At 61.5% G+C, this 18,770-nt stretch carries 13 protein-coding genes; 5 read left to right on the forward strand and 8 right to left on the reverse strand.

The window, feature by feature from the left end; genetic code table 11:
- Window positions 1-711: 711 nt before the first annotated feature.
- Window positions 712-3,297 carry a glycoside hydrolase family 48 protein gene (locus ACFMO7_RS14025; protein WP_376796112.1) on the forward strand — a complete coding sequence of 862 codons (2,586 nt, stop codon included), beginning with the start codon at window positions 712-714 and terminating at the stop codon, window positions 3,295-3,297.
- A 443-nt stretch (window positions 3,298-3,740) separates the two neighbouring features.
- Here ACFMO7_RS14025 and ACFMO7_RS14030 read toward each other — a convergent pair whose 3' ends face one another.
- Both ACFMO7_RS14030 and ACFMO7_RS14035 read right to left on the reverse strand, forming a co-directional pair.
- Window positions 3,741-5,003, reverse strand: a complete 1,263-nt coding sequence (locus tag ACFMO7_RS14030) for a hypothetical protein (protein ID WP_376796113.1) — start codon at window positions 5,001-5,003, stop codon at window positions 3,741-3,743.
- 117 nt (window positions 5,004-5,120) lie between these two features.
- Window positions 5,121-7,661, reverse strand: coding sequence for a glycoside hydrolase family 48 protein (locus tag ACFMO7_RS14035; protein ID WP_376796114.1), 2,541 nt, complete (start codon window positions 7,659-7,661; stop codon window positions 5,121-5,123).
- A gap of 598 nt (window positions 7,662-8,259) precedes the next feature.
- Here ACFMO7_RS14035 and ACFMO7_RS14040 point away from each other — a divergent pair.
- Window positions 8,260-9,192 (forward strand): hypothetical protein, encoded by a 933-nt coding sequence (locus ACFMO7_RS14040; RefSeq protein WP_376796115.1) that lies wholly within the window; start codon window positions 8,260-8,262, stop codon window positions 9,190-9,192.
- On the opposite strand, the gene ACFMO7_RS14045 is transcribed toward ACFMO7_RS14040, so the two are convergent.
- Both ACFMO7_RS14045 and ACFMO7_RS14050 read right to left on the reverse strand, forming a co-directional pair.
- Complete coding sequence (locus tag ACFMO7_RS14045) at window positions 9,189-9,908, reverse strand: ComF family protein (RefSeq protein WP_376796116.1); 720 nt, start codon at window positions 9,906-9,908, stop codon at window positions 9,189-9,191. The genes ACFMO7_RS14040 and ACFMO7_RS14045 overlap by 4 nt on opposite strands.
- Window positions 9,905-10,699, reverse strand: coding sequence for a hypothetical protein (locus ACFMO7_RS14050; RefSeq protein WP_376796117.1), 795 nt, complete (start codon window positions 10,697-10,699; stop codon window positions 9,905-9,907). The genes ACFMO7_RS14045 and ACFMO7_RS14050 overlap by 4 nt, the downstream gene beginning before the upstream one ends.
- A 174-nt stretch (window positions 10,700-10,873) precedes the next feature.
- On the opposite strand from ACFMO7_RS14050, the gene ACFMO7_RS14055 reads away from it, so the two are divergent.
- Together ACFMO7_RS14055 and ACFMO7_RS14060 are read left to right on the forward strand one after the other, a co-directional pair.
- A complete protein-coding gene (locus ACFMO7_RS14055) occupies window positions 10,874-11,275 on the forward strand; it encodes a hypothetical protein (RefSeq protein ID WP_376796118.1) in 402 nt (133 codons plus the stop codon).
- Window positions 11,276-11,961: 686 nt separating this feature from the next.
- Window positions 11,962-12,165: a hypothetical protein gene (locus ACFMO7_RS14060; protein WP_376796119.1), complete on the forward strand. Its 204-nt coding sequence runs from the start codon at window positions 11,962-11,964 to the stop codon at window positions 12,163-12,165.
- A gap of 103 nt (window positions 12,166-12,268) precedes the next feature.
- On the opposite strand, the gene ACFMO7_RS14065 is transcribed toward ACFMO7_RS14060, so the two are convergent.
- The 4 genes from ACFMO7_RS14065 to ACFMO7_RS14080 form a co-directional block, all read right to left on the reverse strand.
- Entirely contained in the window at window positions 12,269-13,453 is a 1,185-nt protein-coding gene (locus ACFMO7_RS14065) for an acyl-CoA dehydrogenase family protein (protein WP_376796120.1), read from the reverse strand.
- Between the two features lie 6 nt (window positions 13,454-13,459).
- Window positions 13,460-14,554, reverse strand: coding sequence for an acyl-CoA dehydrogenase family protein (locus tag ACFMO7_RS14070; protein WP_376796121.1), 1,095 nt, complete (start codon window positions 14,552-14,554; stop codon window positions 13,460-13,462).
- Window positions 14,555-14,556: 2 nt separating this feature from the next.
- Window positions 14,557-15,720, reverse strand: a complete 1,164-nt coding sequence (locus ACFMO7_RS14075) for a thiolase family protein (RefSeq protein WP_376796122.1) — start codon at window positions 15,718-15,720, stop codon at window positions 14,557-14,559.
- Window positions 15,721-16,136: 416 nt separating this feature from the next.
- Window positions 16,137-17,243 (reverse strand): Zn-dependent alcohol dehydrogenase, encoded by a 1,107-nt coding sequence (locus tag ACFMO7_RS14080; RefSeq protein WP_376796123.1) that lies wholly within the window; start codon window positions 17,241-17,243, stop codon window positions 16,137-16,139.
- A gap of 206 nt (window positions 17,244-17,449) precedes the next feature.
- On the opposite strand from ACFMO7_RS14080, the gene ACFMO7_RS14085 reads away from it, so the two are divergent.
- A complete protein-coding gene (locus tag ACFMO7_RS14085; protein ID WP_376796124.1) occupies window positions 17,450-18,457 on the forward strand; it encodes a VOC family protein in 1,008 nt (335 codons plus the stop codon).
- Window positions 18,458-18,770: the final 313 nt, after the last annotated feature.

Below are 18,770 nucleotides of genomic sequence, written 5' to 3' on the forward strand. Positions count from 1 at the left end.
GTGTTCACTCCCTGGCACGGCCCATAGGCGGCGAGAGATCTGGGCCGCCTTCCGACCTTGTATTGTATAGAACAGTTTGGGAACAGAAAGTACTATACCTGACAGGGACCTCCGCTACCAGAGCAGTTACTAGACAGCTACTAAACAGATCTGAACAGAACCAGCTCCTATGTGCCAGAAAGGTTCCTGTCCCCAGACATGGGGAATAGCAGCGGCTCCCTCCATACTGCCTGCTCCATTGGGACCTTCTTCACCACCGGCGACGGCCCTGGTCGTCCCTCTAACCGCCGCGGCAGCAGGGGCGCTTACTACCTGCTCACAGGCTGCCTAGTAGCTGCCGTTGTCCCCCACCAGCCCACTCTCCTACAATAGGGGTACCACAGGTTCACTCTGTAGTCGTTTGCCTTTTTTATACGCTCTTCCCGTAACCGGTCACGTAAGCGGTTGCGGGAAGAGCAGCAGGATCCGATAAACGGAGCAACGGAACAGAGAGGCCACCAGCGAGGCTGGGGGTCTCGAGTGCGAAAGGAGGTGAGAGCGAGCAGGTATGCTGCTCGGAGCTTTTCCGATCCGAAAGGAACGGCCTGCTCTCGTCTCGGAGAACGAGCAGAAGGCAGCGAGCGATGCACACCGTAACTTGCGAGCAAGAGGGCAGCAAGAAGACCTGCCATTGAAGATTTCCGGTGCAGATCTGATAGCAAGGAGGTTAGTGTGAATCGTAAAAGGATTTTGCGCACCGCGTCGCTGGCGCTGGTGTTACTCGCCCTGCTTGTTGGAGGGGTGCTTGGCCTCCAGCAGCTGGCAGTGACGCGAGCGGCCAACCAGAGCGCCAGTGCTGCCCAAGCCACATCGGTCTACACGCAACGCTTTCTGACGCTCTACAACGAGATCAAAAACCCGGCGAACGGTTACTTCAGCTCGCTGGGCATTCCCTACCATTCAGTTGAGACGCTGATCGTCGAGGCGCCCGACTACGGGCACGAGACGACCTCGGAGACCTTCAGCTTTTGGATCTGGCTGGAGGCGACCTACGGCGAGGTGACGGGTAACTGGCAGCCCTTCATCAACGCCTGGCAGACGATGGACAAATACATGATTCCAGCGCATGCTGATCAGCCGACCAACAGCGGCTACAATCCCAGCAGCCCCGCTCAGTATGCGCCGGAGTCTCCCAATATTACCGACTATCCGACCCAGCTCGATTCGAGCGTGCCGGTCGGACAGGATCCCCTCTTCAACGAGCTTCAGCAGACCTATGGCACGCCGGACGTCTACGGTATGCCCTGGCTGTTGGACACCGATAACTGGTACGGCTATGGCCACTGCGGCGATGGCACGACCAAGCCATCCTTTATCAACTCCTACCAGCGCGGCTCATCCGAGTCCGTCTGGAAGACGGTGGTCCATCCTGAGTGTGAGACCTTCACCTGGGGAAGCAACGACGGCACCGGCTTCCTGAGCCTCTTCAACAAGCCAGCACCTGGCGGCAGCTATCAGCAGCAGTGGCGCTACACCGATGCCCCTGATGCCGATGCGCGCACGATCCAGGCCGCCTACTGGGCCTACACCTGGGCCAGCGCTCAGGGTCAGGCCAGCGCCATCTCGGCCCAGATCGCTGAGGCCGCCAAGATGGGCGACTATCTGCGCTATAGCCTTTTCGATAAGTACTTTAAGACGATGGGCTGCCAGAGCCCGAGCTGCCCGGCTGGCACTGGCAAGAATAGCGCCACCTACCTGCTCGGCTGGTACTATGCCTGGGGCGGCGCGCTGCCTTCGGCTGGCAACTGGGCCTGGCGTATCGGCTCTAGCTCCGCTCATCAGGGCTACCAGAACCCCCTGGCCGCCTGGGCTTTGAGCAACGTCCCCGCGCTTGAGCCGAAATCGCCGACCGCTCCCAGCGATTGGGCGACCAGCCTGCAGCGCCAGCTACAATTCTACCAGTGGCTGCAGTCGGCCGAGGGCGCTATCGCCGGCGGCGCCACCAATAGCTGGGACGGCCATTACGGTACACCACCCGCCGGTGATCCAACCTTCTATGGAATGGCCTACGACTGGGAGCCAGTCTATCATGATCCTCCCAGCAACAACTGGTTCGGCTTCCAGGCCTGGTCGATGGAGCGCCTGGCCGAGTACTACTACGTGACCGGCAATGCGACCGCCAAGTCGATCCTCGATAAGTGGGTCGCCTGGGCCAAGTCAGTAACTACGGTCAATTCGAACGGCACCTATTCGATCCCCTCAACCCTGAACTGGAGCGGCCAGCCCTCTCAGAACTGGACCGCCAATTCGACCCCCGTGCCCAACACCAACTTGCATGTGACGGTGGTCGATACGACCTCGGATGTGGGCGTGACGGCAGCTCTGGCCAAGACCCTCCTCTTCTACGCCGCGAAGTCGGGTGATACCTCTTCGCGCACGCTGGCCCAGACGCTGCTAGACGATATGTGGAACGACTATTCGGATAGCATCGGTATCTCCAACCCCGAGACGCGCACCGATTACAACCAGTTCAACGACTCTGTGTATATCCCTGCCGGCTGGACCGGTAAGAATGCCCAGGGCGCGACCTTGAACTCGTCAACGACCTTCCTGACGGAGCGCCCGAAGTATACACAAGACCCGAACTGGCCCAAGGTGCAGGCCTACCTGAATGGCGGCCCCGCTCCGACCTTCAATTACCATCGCTTCTGGGCGCAGGCCGACATCGCGATGGCGATGGCCGATGTTGATATCCTCTTCCCACCCTCGTCCTCCGGTACACCAACACCGACGGCCACCGCTACCAGCACTCCAGGTGTGACGCCGACGGCCACAGCGACGCCGACCCCACGGCCCACTGTGACGCCGACGGCTACCGCTACCAGCACGCCGACGCCGACGCCGACCCCGCGGCCGACCGTGACGCCGACGCCCAGCCCGACGCCCAGCCCGACGCCGAGTCCGACACCGAGTCCGACGCCGGTGGCGGGTCTGAGCTGCCGGGTGCAGTACGTCATCACGGGGCAGTGGCCAGGTGGCTTCGGAGCAATGATCAACATCACTAATACGGGGACGACAACGATCAACGGCTGGACGCTCAAGTTCACCTTCCCCAACGGGCAGACGGTGACGCAGGGCTGGAACGGGAGCTTCAGCCAGTCGGGGAGCACGGTGACGGTGACGAACCTGTCTTACAACGGGACGATCCCGCCGGGGACGACGCTGAGCAATGCACCGGGCTTCAATGGGACCTGGACAGGGACGAACTCGCCGCCGACCAGCTTCACGCTCAATGGCGTTCCCTGCAGTACCTCCTAGCTAGCTATGCCTGGAGAGAGGTTCTGGTGGCCTTGAGACCGCTCTGCCAGGAGGAAGAAGATGAGAGGTACTCGCTGGATGGAGGGCCGCAGAGGGAGTGAGCGAGCGCTGACACCCTGCCTGTGGTGATCACAAGCGAAGCAGATAAACCTCCTCTCTTCTATCCCGTCGCCTCTAGCTGCAAAGGAAGGGGGAGGTAGCCCAAGGGCTACTCTCCCCCTTCCTTTTGCTTGTCTGACTGGCGAGGTACCTTTCCCAAAATCTGGGTGATCTTCTTCTCCCTCGCTCGGTTTCCTGTTCCGCTTCAGCTCCTCTCTCTTCCTTCGCTGGCCGTCTGTGACCAGTCATGCAAGGGGCAGAAGCAGAAGGGAGCTAGCTAAGGAGAGCTTGGTAGCTCTCCGCGGCAAGGGATGCCAGAGTATGGTCTCCCTTCTCTGCCCAGGCTAGGGGCAGAGCACGTGGATGAAGGCATGACCGCCGCTGCTGCGTGGGATACCCACGATCCAGTATTGACCATCGATTGAGGTGATCTGGTCAAGTTCGCCGGCGTTGTCCGCGCTATCCTGTAGCACCTGCCATTGGTGGCCGTCCCAATGGGCGATGAAGGGCTGGAAGGCATTGCTGCCATCGCGGACACGCCCGACGACCCAGACGCCACCAGAGCTGCTGACGGCCACGCTGGCCAGCCAGTTGCTGCTATCTGGTGGAACGGCTGGCGTATCGATGATCTTCCAGCTCTGGCCGTCCCAGTGCTCGCTAAGCAGCCGGTTGCTGGCGCTGCCGACTGCCCACAGGTTGTCACTGCTGGTGCCATCGAGGGCGTAGAGCGTGCCACCGCCGGAAGGGGTCAGGTCGGGACTGGCTACGGGACTCCAACTTTGGCCGTTCCAGTGCTCGATCACAGGCTGATTCAAGCTTTTGCCTCCGCGGATCACGCTGCCATAGCCGACAGCCCAGACGTCGTTACTCGTGAAGGCTTTGACGCTGGTGAACTGCAGGCCACTCAGTGGCTCAGGATGCTTCACAATAGTCCAGTGCTGGCCATCCCAATGCTCGATCAGCGAGGTGAGCGGTCCGCGCGCAGGCACCTGGAAGCCAACGGCCCATACGTTATCGCTGGCGCTTCCTGAGACGGCCACGAGGGTATTCTTGCCGCCAGCGGTCCCATCGGGAGCGGACACAACGCTCCAGTTTTTACCGTCGTAGTGGACCGTCAGGGGATGGGAGGCGAAACCATTTGTCAGTTGCTCACCGACGGCCCAAACGTTGTCGGGCGCGATCTCGACGATATCGCGCAGCACGAGCTGAGACGAGATAGGGCGGAAGGCCACTCTCCACTTTTGACCGTCCCAGTGCATGATGCCGGCCCCGATACTCCAAACATCGTGAGAGGAGTGGCCCGCGATGCCAAAGCCTGAGAAGTCGGTCGAGAGTCCTTGCGGGGCGGCACACCACGGCTTGGAGGGAGCTTGAGCTGCGCCCTGGGAGCTGGAGCCAGAATTGGAGCCGTGCCAGCTCTGCAGGAGAAAGAAGACGCCCCCGGCGAGCAGACAGAGGACCACAAGCAAGATGGTGAGGAGCTTAACGCGGCCTGGAAGTCCGCGGTGTCGCTCCTCCTTGCTCTCGCTGGGCGGCCTGCTATCTGGGAAAGGCGGAGGTGTCTGTGGAACAGAAGAAGTATAGGGCGGACGTTGTTCTCCCATCATAGGCGAATGTCCTCTCCTTTTCTGTCTTGAATTGTTGACCTTAAAAATGGGTGAAGGCGGCGGAGCGCTCCGCCGCCTTCACTGTGTTAGCATCGAGCAGACTCAAGCGGTCCCGGCTCAACTGGTACTGCAGGGAACGCCGTTGAGCGTGAAGCTGGTCGGCGGCGAATTCGTCCCCGTCCACGTCCCGTTGAAGCCCGGCGCATTGCTCAGCGTCGTCCCCGGCGGGATCGATCCGTTGTACGACAGGTTCGTCACCGTCACCGTGCTCCCCTGCTGGCTGAAGCTCCCATTCCACCCCTGCGAGACCGTCTGCCCGTTGGGGAAGGTAAACTTCAGCGTCCAGCCGTTGATCGCGGTCGACCCCGTGTTCGTGATGTTGATCGTCGCACCAAAGCCGCCAGGCCACTGGCCCGTGATCACGTACTGCACCCGGCAGCTCGCTCCACTCACCGGCGTCGGGCTGGGCGTCGGACTCGGCGTCGCTGTTGGCGTCACCGTCGGTCGCGGTGTCGGACTCGGCGTCGCTGTTGGCGTCACCGTCGGCCGCGGTGTCGGACTCGGCGTCGCTGTTGGCGTGCTGGTGGCTGTTGGCGTCGTCGCGGTCGCTGTTGGCGTCGGCGTCCCAGAGGACGAGGGGAAGAGGATATCGACATCGGCCATCGCCATAGCGATGTCGGCCTGGGCCCAGAAGCGATGGTAGTTGAAGGTCGGGGCCGCACCGCCGTTCAGATAGGCCTGCACCTTGGACCAGTTGGGATCCTGGAGGTACTTGGGCCGCTCTGTGATGAAGGTCGTCGACGAATTCAGTGTCGCCCCCTGAGCATTCTTGCCAGTCCAGCCAGCGGGAATGTACACAGAATCGTTGAACTGGTTGTAATCGGTGCGAGTCTCCGGGTTGGAGATGCCGATGCTGTCCGAGTAATCGTTCCACATGTCGTCCAGCAGGGTCTGTGCCAACGTGCGTGAAGCCGTGTCACCGGACTTGGCGGCGTAGAAGAGCAGGGTCTTCGCCAGGGCCGCCGTCACGCCGACGTCGCTGGTCTTGTCCACCACTGTCACGTGGAGGTTGCTATTAGTCACAGGAGTCGAGCTGGAGGTCCAGTTCTGCGACGGCTGCCCGCTCCAGTTCAGCGTCGAGGGGATCGAATAGGTGCCGTTCGAGTTGACCGTCGTCACCGACTTGGCCCAGGCGACCCACTTGTCGAGGATCGACTTGGCGGTGGTGTTGCCAGTCTCGTAGTAGTACTCGGCGACGCGCTCCATCGACCAGGCCTGGAAGCCGAACCAGTTGTTGCTCGGCGGATCATGGTAGACCGGCTCCCAGTCGTAGGACATACCGTAGAAGGTGGGATCACCCGCCGGTGGCGTGCCGTACTGGCCGTTCCAGCTGTTGGTCGCGCCTCCGGCAATGGCGCCCTCAGCTGATTGCAACCACTGGTAGAACTGAAGCTGCCGCTGCAGGCTGGTCGCCCAGTCGCTCGGTGCGGTCGGAGATTTTGGCTCAAGGGCAGGGACGCTGCTCAGAGCCCAGGCTGCCAGCGGGTTCTGGTAGCCCTGATGAGCGGCGCTGGCCCCAATGCGCCAGGCCCAGCTCCCTGCGGAGGGCAGGGCACCGCCCCAGGCGTAGTACCAGTCGAGTAGATAGGTTGCGCTGTTCTTGCCGGTGCCGGCAGGGCAGCTCGGACTCTGACACCCCATCGTCTTAAAGTATTTATCGTACATGCCGTAGCGCAGATAGTCGCCCAGCTTGGCCGCTTCGGCAATTTCGGGAGCGATCGTACTCTGCTGGCCCTGCGCAGTGGCCCAGGTGTAGGCCCAGAAGGCCGCCTGGACGGTGCGAGCATCGGCGTCGGGGGCATCGGTATAGCGCCACTGCTGCGAGTAGCTACCGCCGGGGGCCGGCTTGTTGAAGAGGCTCAGAAAACCGGTGCCATTGCTGCTGCCCCAGGTAAAGGTTTCGCACTCTGGATGCACCACGGTCTTCCAGACCGACTCCGAGGAGCCACGCTGGTAGGAATTGATGAACGAAGGCTTGGTGGTGCCATCGCCGCAATGGCCATAGCCGTACCAGTTATCCGTGTCCAGCAGCCAGGGCATGCCGTAGATGTCGGATGTGCCGTAGGTCTGTACCAGCTCATTGTAGAGCGGGTCCTGACCGACCGCCACGCTCGAATCAAGCTGCGTGGGATAATCGGTGATGTTGGGCGACTCTGGCGCATACTGCGCTGGGCTGTTGGGGTTATAACCACTGTTGGTCGGTTGGTCGGCATGCGATGGGATCATGTACTTATCCATCGTTTGCCAGGCGTTAATGAAGGGCTGCCAGTTGCCTGTGACCTCGCCGTATGTGGCCTCCAGCCAGATCCAGAAACTGAAGGTCTCTGAGGTCGTCTCGTGCCCGTAGTCGGGGGCTTCGACGATCAAAGTCTCTACGGAATGGTAGGGAATGCCCAGCGAACTAAAGTACCCGTTGGTCGGATTCTTAATCTTATTGTAAAGCGTCAGAAAGCGCTGGGTATAGACGGTGGTGGCCTGGGAGGCACTCTGGTTGGCGCGAGTGACCGAGAGCTGCTGAATGCCGAATGCTCCTGAGATCACCAGCGCGAGGATGATGGCTCCCAGGGATGCCAGCCGAACGTTCCTCTTGCTGATCACACTAACCTCCTTGTTGTCGAACCTCAAACGTGATTGGTATGCAGGTCTGCCTGCTGCCCTTCTGCTCGCGGAGTCAGCGTTTCGACAAACATGCGCACGTGCGCAGAAAACGGCTGTGGATTCCTCTCTAAAGCCGCGAGCAGCATGCCTGCTCTTGCGTCACCTCCTTTCAGGAGATCGTCGCCCGGTCTGCCTGCTGACGGACGAGTTTCCCGCCTGTCTGCTCTGCTTTGCTCTGCTCTGTTCTGCTTTGCTCTCTGCCCATTGTCCTGAGGCCTGGCCGCAACCGCTTACGTGACCGGTTACGGCCAGGGGTAATAAAAAAGAACAAAACAATGGAAGAACTTGCAGTACCTGTATTGTAGGGGGTCTGCGGGCCAGGGACAACGGCAGCTACTAGGCAGCCTGTGAGCAGGTAGAAAGCGCGCCTCTCCTGGAAGGCTCCTCTCCCACCTGCTTCCTGAAAAGCCAGGGCCTCCCCGCAGAGAGATCGCTGCCATCTGCCTGCTAACTGTCTAGCAGATGCTCTGGTGGAAGATCCTGCACGTGAGTACAGTAACCTGTGTTGTTCTACTCACTCAGGAGCGAGTAAGAAGCCATGCGTAGCAGAGAGCGCGCCTGTTCCCCTCGACAGTGGATTGCTGGCTGGATCATCGTTGTCTGTCTGCTGACCCTGATCACGGCCTGTGACGCGCCTGCGAACAGTCCCTCGTCAGCGATGGTGACGGCTCCCACGACACCCACAGCCGCGCCAACGACGGCGACGCCAGAGCTGACCCCCGCGCCGGCGCTGCGGCCTTCGCCAGATCTGCGCGTGCCTGGAAATTTTGTGCTCACCCTCCCCCTGCACTTTGACAGCGCCAGAGGGGTCATGGTGGATGATAGCGGAGCTACCACACAGATCGATAGCGGCACCATTGAGGCACAGATTGAGCAAGAGTTGAAACACATGCTCTTCGTGATTGATGCCAGTGGCAACGTTCACGTCTACAGCCCGGGAGTCACGCCGACGATCGCGCACGTCAGTCTGGATGGGGACCAGGGCACGGTGCTCAGCTATACGCAGAACGTGGATTCAGAAGCCGGAACTGTCTCAATCACCTTTGAGGGGTTGCTCTCGAAGAACACCTTGCGAGTGAACTATGAGCAGCTGTATAACCCCTCGGCCTTTATCAATGCCACAACAACAGATGTGGTGGCGGACTTCACGACACAGATCCGCTGGGTCACAGCCAGCGAGATTCCGGCTGCGCCTCGCCAGGGCAGCTATCATCTGACGGGGAGCGGGGCAATTGTTCTCTCCTGGGAGGCGGGTCAGCACGCCGTAGCCTATGAGGTCTACCGCCAGATCTCTGATCACGATCAGGAGTTTCAGCCACTGGCGATGGTGAAGACAACCTCCTATACGGACAGCTCTCCCGAGGCGATTCAGAATCTGCACTCCATGAAAGGGGTGACCTACGCAATCTTCTCTGTGGGAGCAAGCGGCGTCGAGAATCCCGGTGCAATTGTGATCGCCATCACCTCCTAGATCGGTTGTGCCAGCACCAGGGCACCCACCGTCGCTGCGCCGCCAGCCAGGAGCGCCAGCGCGCAGGCCTCCAGCGTGGCGCCGGTCGTACAGACATCGTCGATGAGCAGCACGGTGCGCCCCCGCAGTGAAACATCTGTCGGATCTGGGCGACAGCGGAAGGCTCCCGCGACGTTCTGTCGGCGTTCTGCTGGCTGCAGGCCCGCCTGTGCTGTTGTCGGACGCTGGCGCTCCAGGGACTGCTCGCAGAGCGGGAGGCCCAGCGTGCGTGCGCAGACGCGCGCCAGCAGTGCGGCATGATTGTAGCCGCGCTGCCGCTCCCGGTCTGTGTGCAGGGGGACCGCCACGAGAATCTCACTGCGCAGGTTGCAGGTGCGGTAGGTTTCGGCCAGCAGCAGTCCGAGCGGCTCAGCGAGGCGGATCGCTCCGCGGTATTTGAACTGGTGGATGCAGGTGCGCAGAGGCTCCCTGTAGGCAGCGACGGCCTGGAACGCATGCAGGGCGCGCTGCGGATGAGGCGGCTGGCAGCAGCTCCGGCAGATCTGGCCATCGAAAGGCAGAGCGCAGCTCGGACAGCGTGGCTGCTGCAGGCGGCGGATTTGCGCCAGGCAGGCCGGGCAGAGGAGATGGCCGCTGGCACCGCAGCCGGCGCAGCGTGGAGGAAAGAGCAGGTCAAGCAGGCGTTGCCTGTAGTGCTCGCTGGCACTGCGTTTCATGCAAGCGGCTCCAGAGTATAGACATAGTGCAGGTGTGGCGAGTAGGTCAGCAGGACACTCTCAGCCGCGCACGCCCGCTGGTAGAGGGTCGGGCTGACACTGAAGGTCAGTGGCCGCGCGGTGGTGCCCATCGTCCCCTCCACGGGCAGCAGCGCCAGACCGTACCAGGGCGCCGTGCTGCTATGAGGAGTCGCCCCAGCCCGCCCGCTCCGTTGCCGCTCGACGGCGCGTCGAGCCACCACGCGAGCGTACATCTGGCAGCGTGGGCTGTAGAGGTCGCGCCAGCCCCAGAAGAGGAGAGTCGCCGGATAGGGCATGAGCAGCAGCCCTAGACCCAGCAGCGCGAGCGACCCGGCCAGGTTGCTGCCAGCAGAGCCTTCAGAGAGCTGATAGGAGTGTTCTGTGGTCCGCAGAGCACGGAGGGCATGCAGGTGTGGCGAGAAGAGCAGCTGCACCTGTTCGCCATCGTGTAGCTGCGCAAAAGCCTCTGCGGGCACCACTGGCGTCACCAGTGGGGGAAACCCGGCGGCCTGGAGGCGGATCTCCAGACGTGGTAGGCGGTCCAGCGAGCCGGTGCTATGCCCCACCACGGTGCCGTTGATCGTTAGCGGAGCTGTCTGGCTATCCAGCAGAGCGGCGAGCAGACTGATCAGCCCGATTCCTATCAGCAGGGAAGCGAGCAGCACCAGAGGCAAGGCAATCAGCAAGGCTCGCTGTGGGCTGATCCCCGGCCGCCAGCTCCACCAGCTCACTGGCGCCGCAGTATGCTCGACGGTTGTCGATGGCTTCATGTGGCTTCACACACCTGGCTTTCTCTACCCGACTGGGGTCTTCCCAGCATACCCTGCATCGAGGTGATTTGCAAGAGGCAGGCGCTGTGATGTCTGGTAGCTCCTTCGTGAGGCTTCTATATGGTATACTGAAGCTAGTTATCATCAAGCCTTATGGAGAGAGGGGTCGTTCCCATGAGCGATACACAGAGCAACACGCAGAGCCATACCCAGTCATCTATCACCAGCGGGGCGCAGTCTGAGAGCGTTGCCCAGCGGCCTGCTGTGGCCAATGAGGAGCGACGCGCCTTTGGCACGGCCAAAACGGAGAGTCTGCGCGACTCCGGCTGGTGGCGTATAGTGATTCCGGCTTTTGTGGTTGTGGCCTCAGCGGCCCTCTTTGTCGTGCCGCTGGTCCTGCTCATCACCTTACTCGCCACCACCTCGCTCAATACCAGCTCAGCCGTCTCGCGTCTGGGTATTCCGCTGGGCTGGCTCTGGATCGTCATGATTGTGATTGAGGTGGCGATTGCCGCCCTGATTGCCAGAGGATTGCTCAAGATTTTCTTGACGGATGCTGGCAATTACCGTGCCTGAGAACGCTTCGCTGCCAGATCCCCGGAGAGTGTGTCTGCGCCACCTGCAGAGCGGCACGCTCTCCTTTTTGGTGGTGAGCAGCCCCACGTGCGCGGCCTCAATCCAACCGGAGTGGCGTTTTTTTGAATAGCTACTATTGTGCAGGAAATTTTAATAACAGGCTCTTGACTTTTAGAAACGCTGTGGGTACACTCATTCTCAGATTTCCGTTGCGGTTCCAGGAACCGTGCACTACAGTTGTACACATGCTATCAGAGGGAGGTGAGTCTCATGCAAAGGCGAAAAGAGATTGCGCGCAAGGCGCAGCGTGGCAGGACTCACCTGGTTCCCGACACGAGAGCATAGTAGAGGTTAGTTCTATGCCGCTGGGCGTTGCTGCCCGGATCTTGCTTGCTCCGGGCGCTGGCTTTTACCCCATGTTTTCCTCCCGTTGCGCTCCATCTCCTCAAGATACAGAAGGTATCGCAGGCCTGGTTTTGCGAGGACTGTATGAGCCATATCAGCCAACCATGCGCCGTCTTTAGCGATCCCTCGGCTCCCGCTCTGACCGGGGAATAGCTCTATCCTGTTCTAAGGTGCATTTTGTGCAGTATATGAAATTGATTGCATATCGTGTGGCGTCCCGCCGTGCTGGAGAGGAGGCTGGACCCCCGCATCTCAATCCCGTGCAGAGAGGAGGTGAGAACGTGCGAGGAAAGCTGCGGGACAAGCGTGCAGATATGAAGCGAGACCGCTTCAAGTTCAAGCGAGAGCTTGAAGGGCGGCGGCGCCTTCCCAGACGCGAGCAGCGCGGTCTGGGCGAGTGGCTGGACGAGCAGCTTGATGACGGGACCCTGGACCTGTCGGACGAAAGCGATCAGCTCTTCGACGGCAAGGTGACCGGGCGCTAGGCTGCTGCTTGCCACGTAATTGAGGGGAGCCAGACCAGGCAGACCGAATGATCTGGACGCCGGCGAGGCTCCCCTCAGCAGCGCAGGGGGCGACGAGTGACGCTCAGGGGATATCGATCTGCGGGAAGAGGCGGCGGGCGATCACGAGACGCTGGATCTGTGCCGTTCCCTCAAAGATATCAAAGACCTTGGCGTCACGGAACCATTTCTGGAGAAACTGGCGGCGTTCGCTGTTCTCGCCAGGGGCAGTGATGCGCACAGCCGTGGCCGTGGCCTTCATGACCAGGGCGCCAGCATAAGCTTTGCTCATCGAGGCCTCTTTCGAGTTCGGGATGCGCCGATCGGCCATCCAGGCAGCACGCCAGACCAGAAAGCGAGCCATCTCGATCTCCTGACGAATCTCCTCCAGTTCCTCCTCCATAGCGCGGCGTTTATGAGCCGGATAGCCAGCGGGGAGTTCCTCGCGCAGCCACTCGCAGGTCGTTTCGTAGGCGGCGCGGGCGATGCCCACCGCCAGCGAACCCACCATTGGCCGGGTGGCGTCGAGCGTGCCCATGGCCGCCTTGAAGCCCTCTTTCTTCGACTGGCCGCGCCCGGCCAGCAGATGATCTTTAGGAATGCGACAATTCTCAAAGATCAGCTCTGCCGTCTGCGAGGCACGCAGGCCCATCTTCTGCTCGATGCGTCCCACGATCAGGCCAGGCGTTCCCTTTGGAACCACGAAGGGGCGAATCCCCTCGCGACCCAGATTCTTATCAATCGTTGCGAAGGTGACGATCAGGTCGGCGCGGGCTCCGTTAGTGATATAGTGCTTATGGCCATTGATGACCCACTCATCGCCATCGAGCACAGCCGTGGTAGACATGCCAGCCACGTCGGAGCCGATGCCCGGCTCAGTCAGCGCCAGGGCGCCCCAATGGAGCTGGCCATCCATATAGAGGCCCAGAAAGCGCGCCTGCTGCTCCGGAGTGCCCTGGGCCAGAATGGGCGGCGCGGCCAGCCCGGGACCGGGGATAGCCGTGGAGAGCGCGGCGTCGCCCCAGGCCATTTCTTCCTGTGAGATCACTGAGAGCAGATTGTCCTGCTTGACCTCCTCCTCCTGGCCCTGGAGACGGGCCTGAGCGGCAGCGCCGCCCCAGAAGCGCCGTTGCATGTTCCAGAAGAACGATTCTGGGATCTCCTCGGTGCGATCGCATTCCAGAGAGATGGGACGCATCTCTTCCAGGGCGACCTGATGCGCGTAGTCGCGTGCAGCCTGTTGGGCTTTGCTGAGGGTGAAATCAATCATAGGGCATCACTCCATGGCGGCGGCGGCGCGCATCCACATCTCTGCTGGATGGTCCTGCATGAAGCCGGCACCGCCCATCACCTGGATGGCGTCCGTAGTGGCAGACTGAGCGATTTTGATCGCCTGGCGGCGGGCGCACTCTACATCGCGTAACAGATGGTCAGCTACCTCGCCCTGGTCCCAGGCGCTGGCGGCCCGCCAGGTCAGCAAACGCACGCCATCGAGCTTCATCGCCATCTCGGCGATGATAAAGGCGATCCCCTGGTAGGAGACGATTGGGCGGCCAAAGGCAACACGCTCGCGTGCGTAGGCGGAGCAGTACTCGAGTGCAGCGCGGGCTGTACCGCAGGCGATAGCGGCGCGCAGGATGTTGTAGAGCAGGGCGGCTCTGAGTGCGCCCTGGTTCCCTGGCTCACCCAGCAGAGCGCTGCCAGTCAGGGCCGTCTCCTCGAAGAGCAGGGTTGCGCTGGGGGCGGCCAGCAATCCCAGCTTCTGCTGCTCGGCGCGCACGGTCAGGCCGGCGGGAGTAGAGGGAAGAACGAAAGCGCAGAGCGGGCCCTGGTCACTGTCCTCGAGACGTGCCAGGACGATGCGCAGATCCGCCTGCTCTCCGTGAATCACATCGCGCTTGCTTCCGCTGAGCAGATAGCCGTCTCCCTGGCGGCGTGCCAGCAGATGAATCGCTTCGGGCGAGTAGCCACCGCCCAGTTCGGCAAAGGCCAGGCTGCCCCGCTGGAGATAGCCCGTATCGGGGGCACAGAAGGGCGCAATATACTCCTCCTGCTGCTGCTTGCTGCCTGCCAGCAGCACGCTGAGTGGTCCCATCAAGGAGCCGATGATGTTGAGCGCCAGGCCGGGATCGCCGAAGGCCAGCTCCTCGGCGATCAGGGCGTAGGTGACAGCCTCCAGAGGACCAGAGCCGCCGTACTCTTCGGGGAAGGGCGTGGTGAGGCCAGTTTGCGCCAGGGTCAGTTTGAGTTCTGCCGGAAGATCCTGCTCGGACTCGGCGTGGCGCGCGCGTGGGCGCAGGTGGTCGTTCGCGATGCTGGCGGCCAGCTTACGAATCTCCTCCTGCTCTTCAGTAGGCGCAAAGTCGAGCATAGCTAGATCCTTTCGATAATGGTGGCGGTGGCCATGCCATGGCCGATACACATCGTTTGCAGCCCGTAGCGGCCGCCACGGCGCTGCAACTCGTGCACCAGAGTGGTCATCAGGCGTGCACCGCTGGCACCCAGCGGGTGACCGAGGGCAATGGCGCCCCCGTTGACGTTGACACGGCTCATATCGGGGTCGTGTTCGCGCGCCCAGGCCAGGGGGACGGAGGCGAAGGCTTCGTTGATCTCGACGAGGTCGATATCGGCCAGGCGCAGGCCGGCCTTTTTGAGAACCTTATGGGTGGCGGGAATGGGGCCACTGAGCATCATGACCGGATCGACGCCCGCGGTCGCCATCGCGACGACGCGCGCCAGCGGTTTGAGGCCCAGCTCCTGCGCTTTTGCATCGGACATCAGCAGGACGGCAGCGGCTCCATCGCTGATCTGGCTGGAGTTGCCAGCTGTGATGATGCCGTCCGGTTTGAAGACGGTCTTGAGCGAGGCGAGTTGCTCCAGAGAGGTGGTGGGACGGATGCCCTGATCGCTGGTCACCAGTTCGTGCGTACCGTCGGCCAGGGTGACCTCGATGGGCAGGATCTCCTGTTTGAAACGCCCGTCCGCGGTGGCAGCGGCGGCGCGCCGATGGCTTTCCAGTGAGAAGGCGTCAGCCTCTTCACGGCTGATGTGCCAGTGTGCGGCGACCAGTTCAGCAGAGATGCCCTGAGGCACCAGCGGGTAGCGGGAGATCAGCTTCTCGCTGAAGTCGGCCCCGGCTTTGTCTGAACCCATTGGTACCCGGCTCATGCTCTCGACACCTGCCGCGATGGCGACATCCACGGTGCCGGCGATGATGGCCTGAGCAGCAAAGTGGAGAGCCTGTTCGCTGGAACCGCACATACGGTTGACGCTGACCCCGCAGGTCTCTACGGGGAAGTCAGCGATGAGCGGAGCCACGCGCCCGATGTTGAGACCCTGCTCGCCGATCTGGGTGACGCAGCCCATGACAACGTCTTCTACCAGGCCTTTTTCAATGCCGGCGCGCCGTACGACCTCTTCCAGCGTCATGGCGGCCAGTTCATCGGGACGGATGCCTGTCAGTTTGCCCCTGTCTGGCTTGCCGATGCCGATCGGTGTGCGGACCGCTGCCACAATGACGGCTTCTTGATGCTTCATGGTTTGCTTGCTCCTTTGCTTGCTGCCTCGTCTCACTGAACCTGGCTTGTGGTCTTCTCTGACGGTAGCAGCAGGGGGTCGAGGACGGTTCCACTGGTGTTATTGTACGTGATGGGCGAGGCGTTTTACCAGTAGCCAGCTAACAGTCTGTGAGGTTAGCGGGGCTGTGAGTGCCCATGCGCTGCATCTGAGAGCCAGGGTTGTGGCGCCGTCTGCGCGGTGGCCTGGTCTGACCTCGACTGATCATAGCGGCTCAGCTGACCGGTCGCTTGGAAGGCGCGTGAGGCGGCTGGCGGACAGGATGGGGTGGGGTCCGAGGCTGAATGCGGTCCCACCCCTGAGTGCAGCCGTCGAACCGGCCCCGTACGGCAGGCATACTGTCTGCTGGGGGGCCAGACACGGCTGGGCTATGATCCTCAGTCGAACTCGATGACGCCGCGGATGTTCCGTCCCTCGATCAAATCAGCGTAGGCCTCATTGATCTGGTCGAGCCGGTAGCTGCGCGTTACCAGCTCATCGAGCTTGATCTTGCCGATCTCGTAGAGTTTCAACAGATTGGGGATATCGTTACGTGGCTGTGAATCGCCGAAGAGCGTGCCCATCAACGTCTTCTGGTAAAGCACCATATTGAGCGGTGAGATGGGCAGCGCCTGTGCCAGGAAGGGGGAGAGGCCAGCGACAACGACGGTGCCGTTTTTGCCTGTGGCGTTAAAGGCCTGGGCGATGGTCTCCGGGGTGGCAATGGCCTCGAAGGCGTAGTCGGCTCCTACGCCCCAGGTCAGCTCCAGAACCTTGTTGACTGGATCTTCCTGGGTGGCGTTGATGGTGTGTGTGGCGCCGAATTCCCTGGCTTTCTCCAGCTTGAAATCGTGGATGTCGACAGCAATGATCATCCGTGCCCCCGCCAGGGCCGCTCCCTGCACGATGTTCATCCCGATACCGCCGCAGCCGATGACCATCACCGTGCTACCAGGTACTACTCTGGCGCGATGAATGACTGAGCCAACGCCCGTGGGCACGCCGCAGCTGACCAGCACCGCCCGATTGAGGGGGTAGTAATCGGCGATTTTGACCACGGACATGGCGGGAACGACCGTATATTCACTGAAGCTGCCGATCAGGCAGAACTGGCCGATCTCGCCTTTCTCTCCGTGCATGCGGAACGTGCCGTCGAGCAGTGGTCCGTTGAGCGTGGCGGCCCCTTTATCGCAGAGATTGCTGTGGCCAGAGGTGCAATAATGACAGGTGCCGCAGGCCGGGATGAAGCTCATGAGCACATGGTCGCCCGGTTTCAGATCGCTGACACCGGCTCCTACCTGTTCAATGATGCCAGCCCCTTCGTGTCCCAGCGCCATTGGCAGGTAACCAGGCAGATCGCCTTTGACAATGTGGTAGTCCGAGTGGCAGACGCCGGCCGCGACCATGCGTACGAGCACTTCCTGCTCTTTGGGAGCGTCTAGCTCGATCTCCTCGACACGGATGGGGGTTCCTGGTTCATAAATGACGGCGGTTCGTGTTTTCATCGTCGAAGTGTTCTCCTCTCGTGGGAACCGTGAGAGGCCCAGGTCGGCGTGGAACCTGGGCGTGGCCAGCAAAATAGCAATAGCATCCTTCCTAAGTATAAGATAAAGCCTATGCTCTCTACAATCCTACGCTCCTTGCACTTTGCGGTGAAGTGTTGTATACTTCCATGCTTACATTTTGTAAGTGAGAGTGAGAGCCACTGGAGATGGTTCGCTCGCAAGAAAAGGAGGGCACGGCCAGCCGTGTTGACGCACATATGCAGAATGAGGTAGAAACAATCGACGAGGCGCTACTGCCTCCCACCACGCACATCGGTCTGGTGGCCTTAACGGTGGCCAGCCTCGCTGGAGCGTGCACCTTTTACGAGCAGGTGCTCGGTTTTCGCCTGCTGGAGCAGGGTCAGCGGCGGGCAGTGCTGGGGGCCGCCGATGAGCAGGGCCGTCTGCAGCCGCTGCTCCTGCTGGTCGCGCAGCCGGAGGCGCAGCCACAGCCGCCGTATACGACCGGTCTCTATCACTTTGCGATTCTGGTCCCTTCGCGCTCCGCCCTGGAGCGGTCGCTGGCGCACCTGGTCGCGCGTCGCTATCCACCAGGTGGCTACTCGGATCATCTGGTCAGTGAGGCGCTCTATCTGTCTGATCCCGAGGCCAATGGGATCGAGATCTATCGCGATCGCCCGCGCGAGACCTGGCGCTGGCAGCGTGGGCAGGTGATGATGGCCGTAGACCCCTTTGATATTCAGGCCATGCTAGCGCAGGGGCAGCGCAGCCTGGCAGAGGCTGCCTGGGATGGGCTGGCTGCAGGCACTGTCATCGGGCATATCCATTTGCGGGTTGCTGATCTGCGCGAGGCTGAGCGCTTCTATCATCAGATACTCGGCTTCGAGGTCACCGCACAGATGCCGGGGGCCCTCTTTGTCTCCGCCGGTGGCTATCATCACCATATCGGCCTCAATACCTGGGAGAGCCGCGGTGCCCCGCCTCCACCTGAGAATAGCCTTGGCCTGCGTTTCTTCAGCGTGGAGCTGCCAACGGCTGAGGAGATCGAGCGCCTAGCAGAGCGCCTGGCTCGTGCGGACTGGCCGCTGCAGAAGTGGGGTGATGGCCTGGCTGTGCGTGATCCCTGGCGCAATCTAGTGGTGCTGGTTCCTGAGGAGGCGCGCTCGTCCCTCCTGGCAGAGGACTGGGGGCTGGCTTCCGGAACGGCAATGTGAGGCCTGAGGCCTGGCTGCCCTCAGCGTACCCGGCTGCCCATCTCAGCAGCACCCCCGCGATACATGTTTGCCAGCCCGAAAGAAGGGAGGACGCTGGGCCCGTGCTCAACGCCCTCCTGGGAGCATGCAAGGTGCCCCTGGCCCACCCTCGTCGCGGACCAGAGCCCAACACAAGGTCGTGCGCGATGTGCGATGCTTAGCATCTGCGCCGTAAGCCCCCTGGCATTCAGACAGGGGGATATAAGGCGCTCCCACAAGCAATAGATACTATTGACATATCTATATGGCTTATCGGCAAAGAAGCGGAGCTACG

The organism is Thermogemmatispora sp. (assembly GCF_042408735.1).
Classification (GTDB): Bacteria; Chloroflexota; Ktedonobacteria; order Ktedonobacterales; family Ktedonobacteraceae; genus Thermogemmatispora.

Bases quoted from the DNA above. Each gene is read 5' to 3' on its own strand.
- ACFMO7_RS14050 (WP_376796117.1), bottom strand. From the start codon at position 10,699: ATGAAGCCATCGACAACCGTCGAGCATACTGCGGCGCCAGTGAGCTGG.
- ACFMO7_RS14070 (WP_376796121.1), bottom strand. From the start codon at position 14,554: ATGCTCGACTTTGCGCCTACTGAAGAGCAGGAGGAGATTCGTAAGCTG.
- ACFMO7_RS14085 (WP_376796124.1), top strand. From the start codon at position 17,450: ATGGTTCGCTCGCAAGAAAAGGAGGGCACGGCCAGCCGTGTTGACGCA.
- ACFMO7_RS14045 (WP_376796116.1), bottom strand. From the start codon at position 9,908: ATGAAACGCAGTGCCAGCGAGCACTACAGGCAACGCCTGCTTGACCTG.
- ACFMO7_RS14040 (WP_376796115.1), top strand. From the start codon at position 8,260: ATGCGTAGCAGAGAGCGCGCCTGTTCCCCTCGACAGTGGATTGCTGGC.
- ACFMO7_RS14030 (WP_376796113.1), bottom strand. From the start codon at position 5,003: ATGATGGGAGAACAACGTCCGCCCTATACTTCTTCTGTTCCACAGACA.
- ACFMO7_RS14065 (WP_376796120.1), bottom strand. From the start codon at position 13,453: ATGATTGATTTCACCCTCAGCAAAGCCCAACAGGCTGCACGCGACTAC.
- ACFMO7_RS14055 (WP_376796118.1), top strand. From the start codon at position 10,874: ATGAGCGATACACAGAGCAACACGCAGAGCCATACCCAGTCATCTATC.
- ACFMO7_RS14075 (WP_376796122.1), bottom strand. From the start codon at position 15,720: ATGAAGCATCAAGAAGCCGTCATTGTGGCAGCGGTCCGCACACCGATC.
- ACFMO7_RS14080 (WP_376796123.1), bottom strand. From the start codon at position 17,243: ATGAAAACACGAACCGCCGTCATTTATGAACCAGGAACCCCCATCCGT.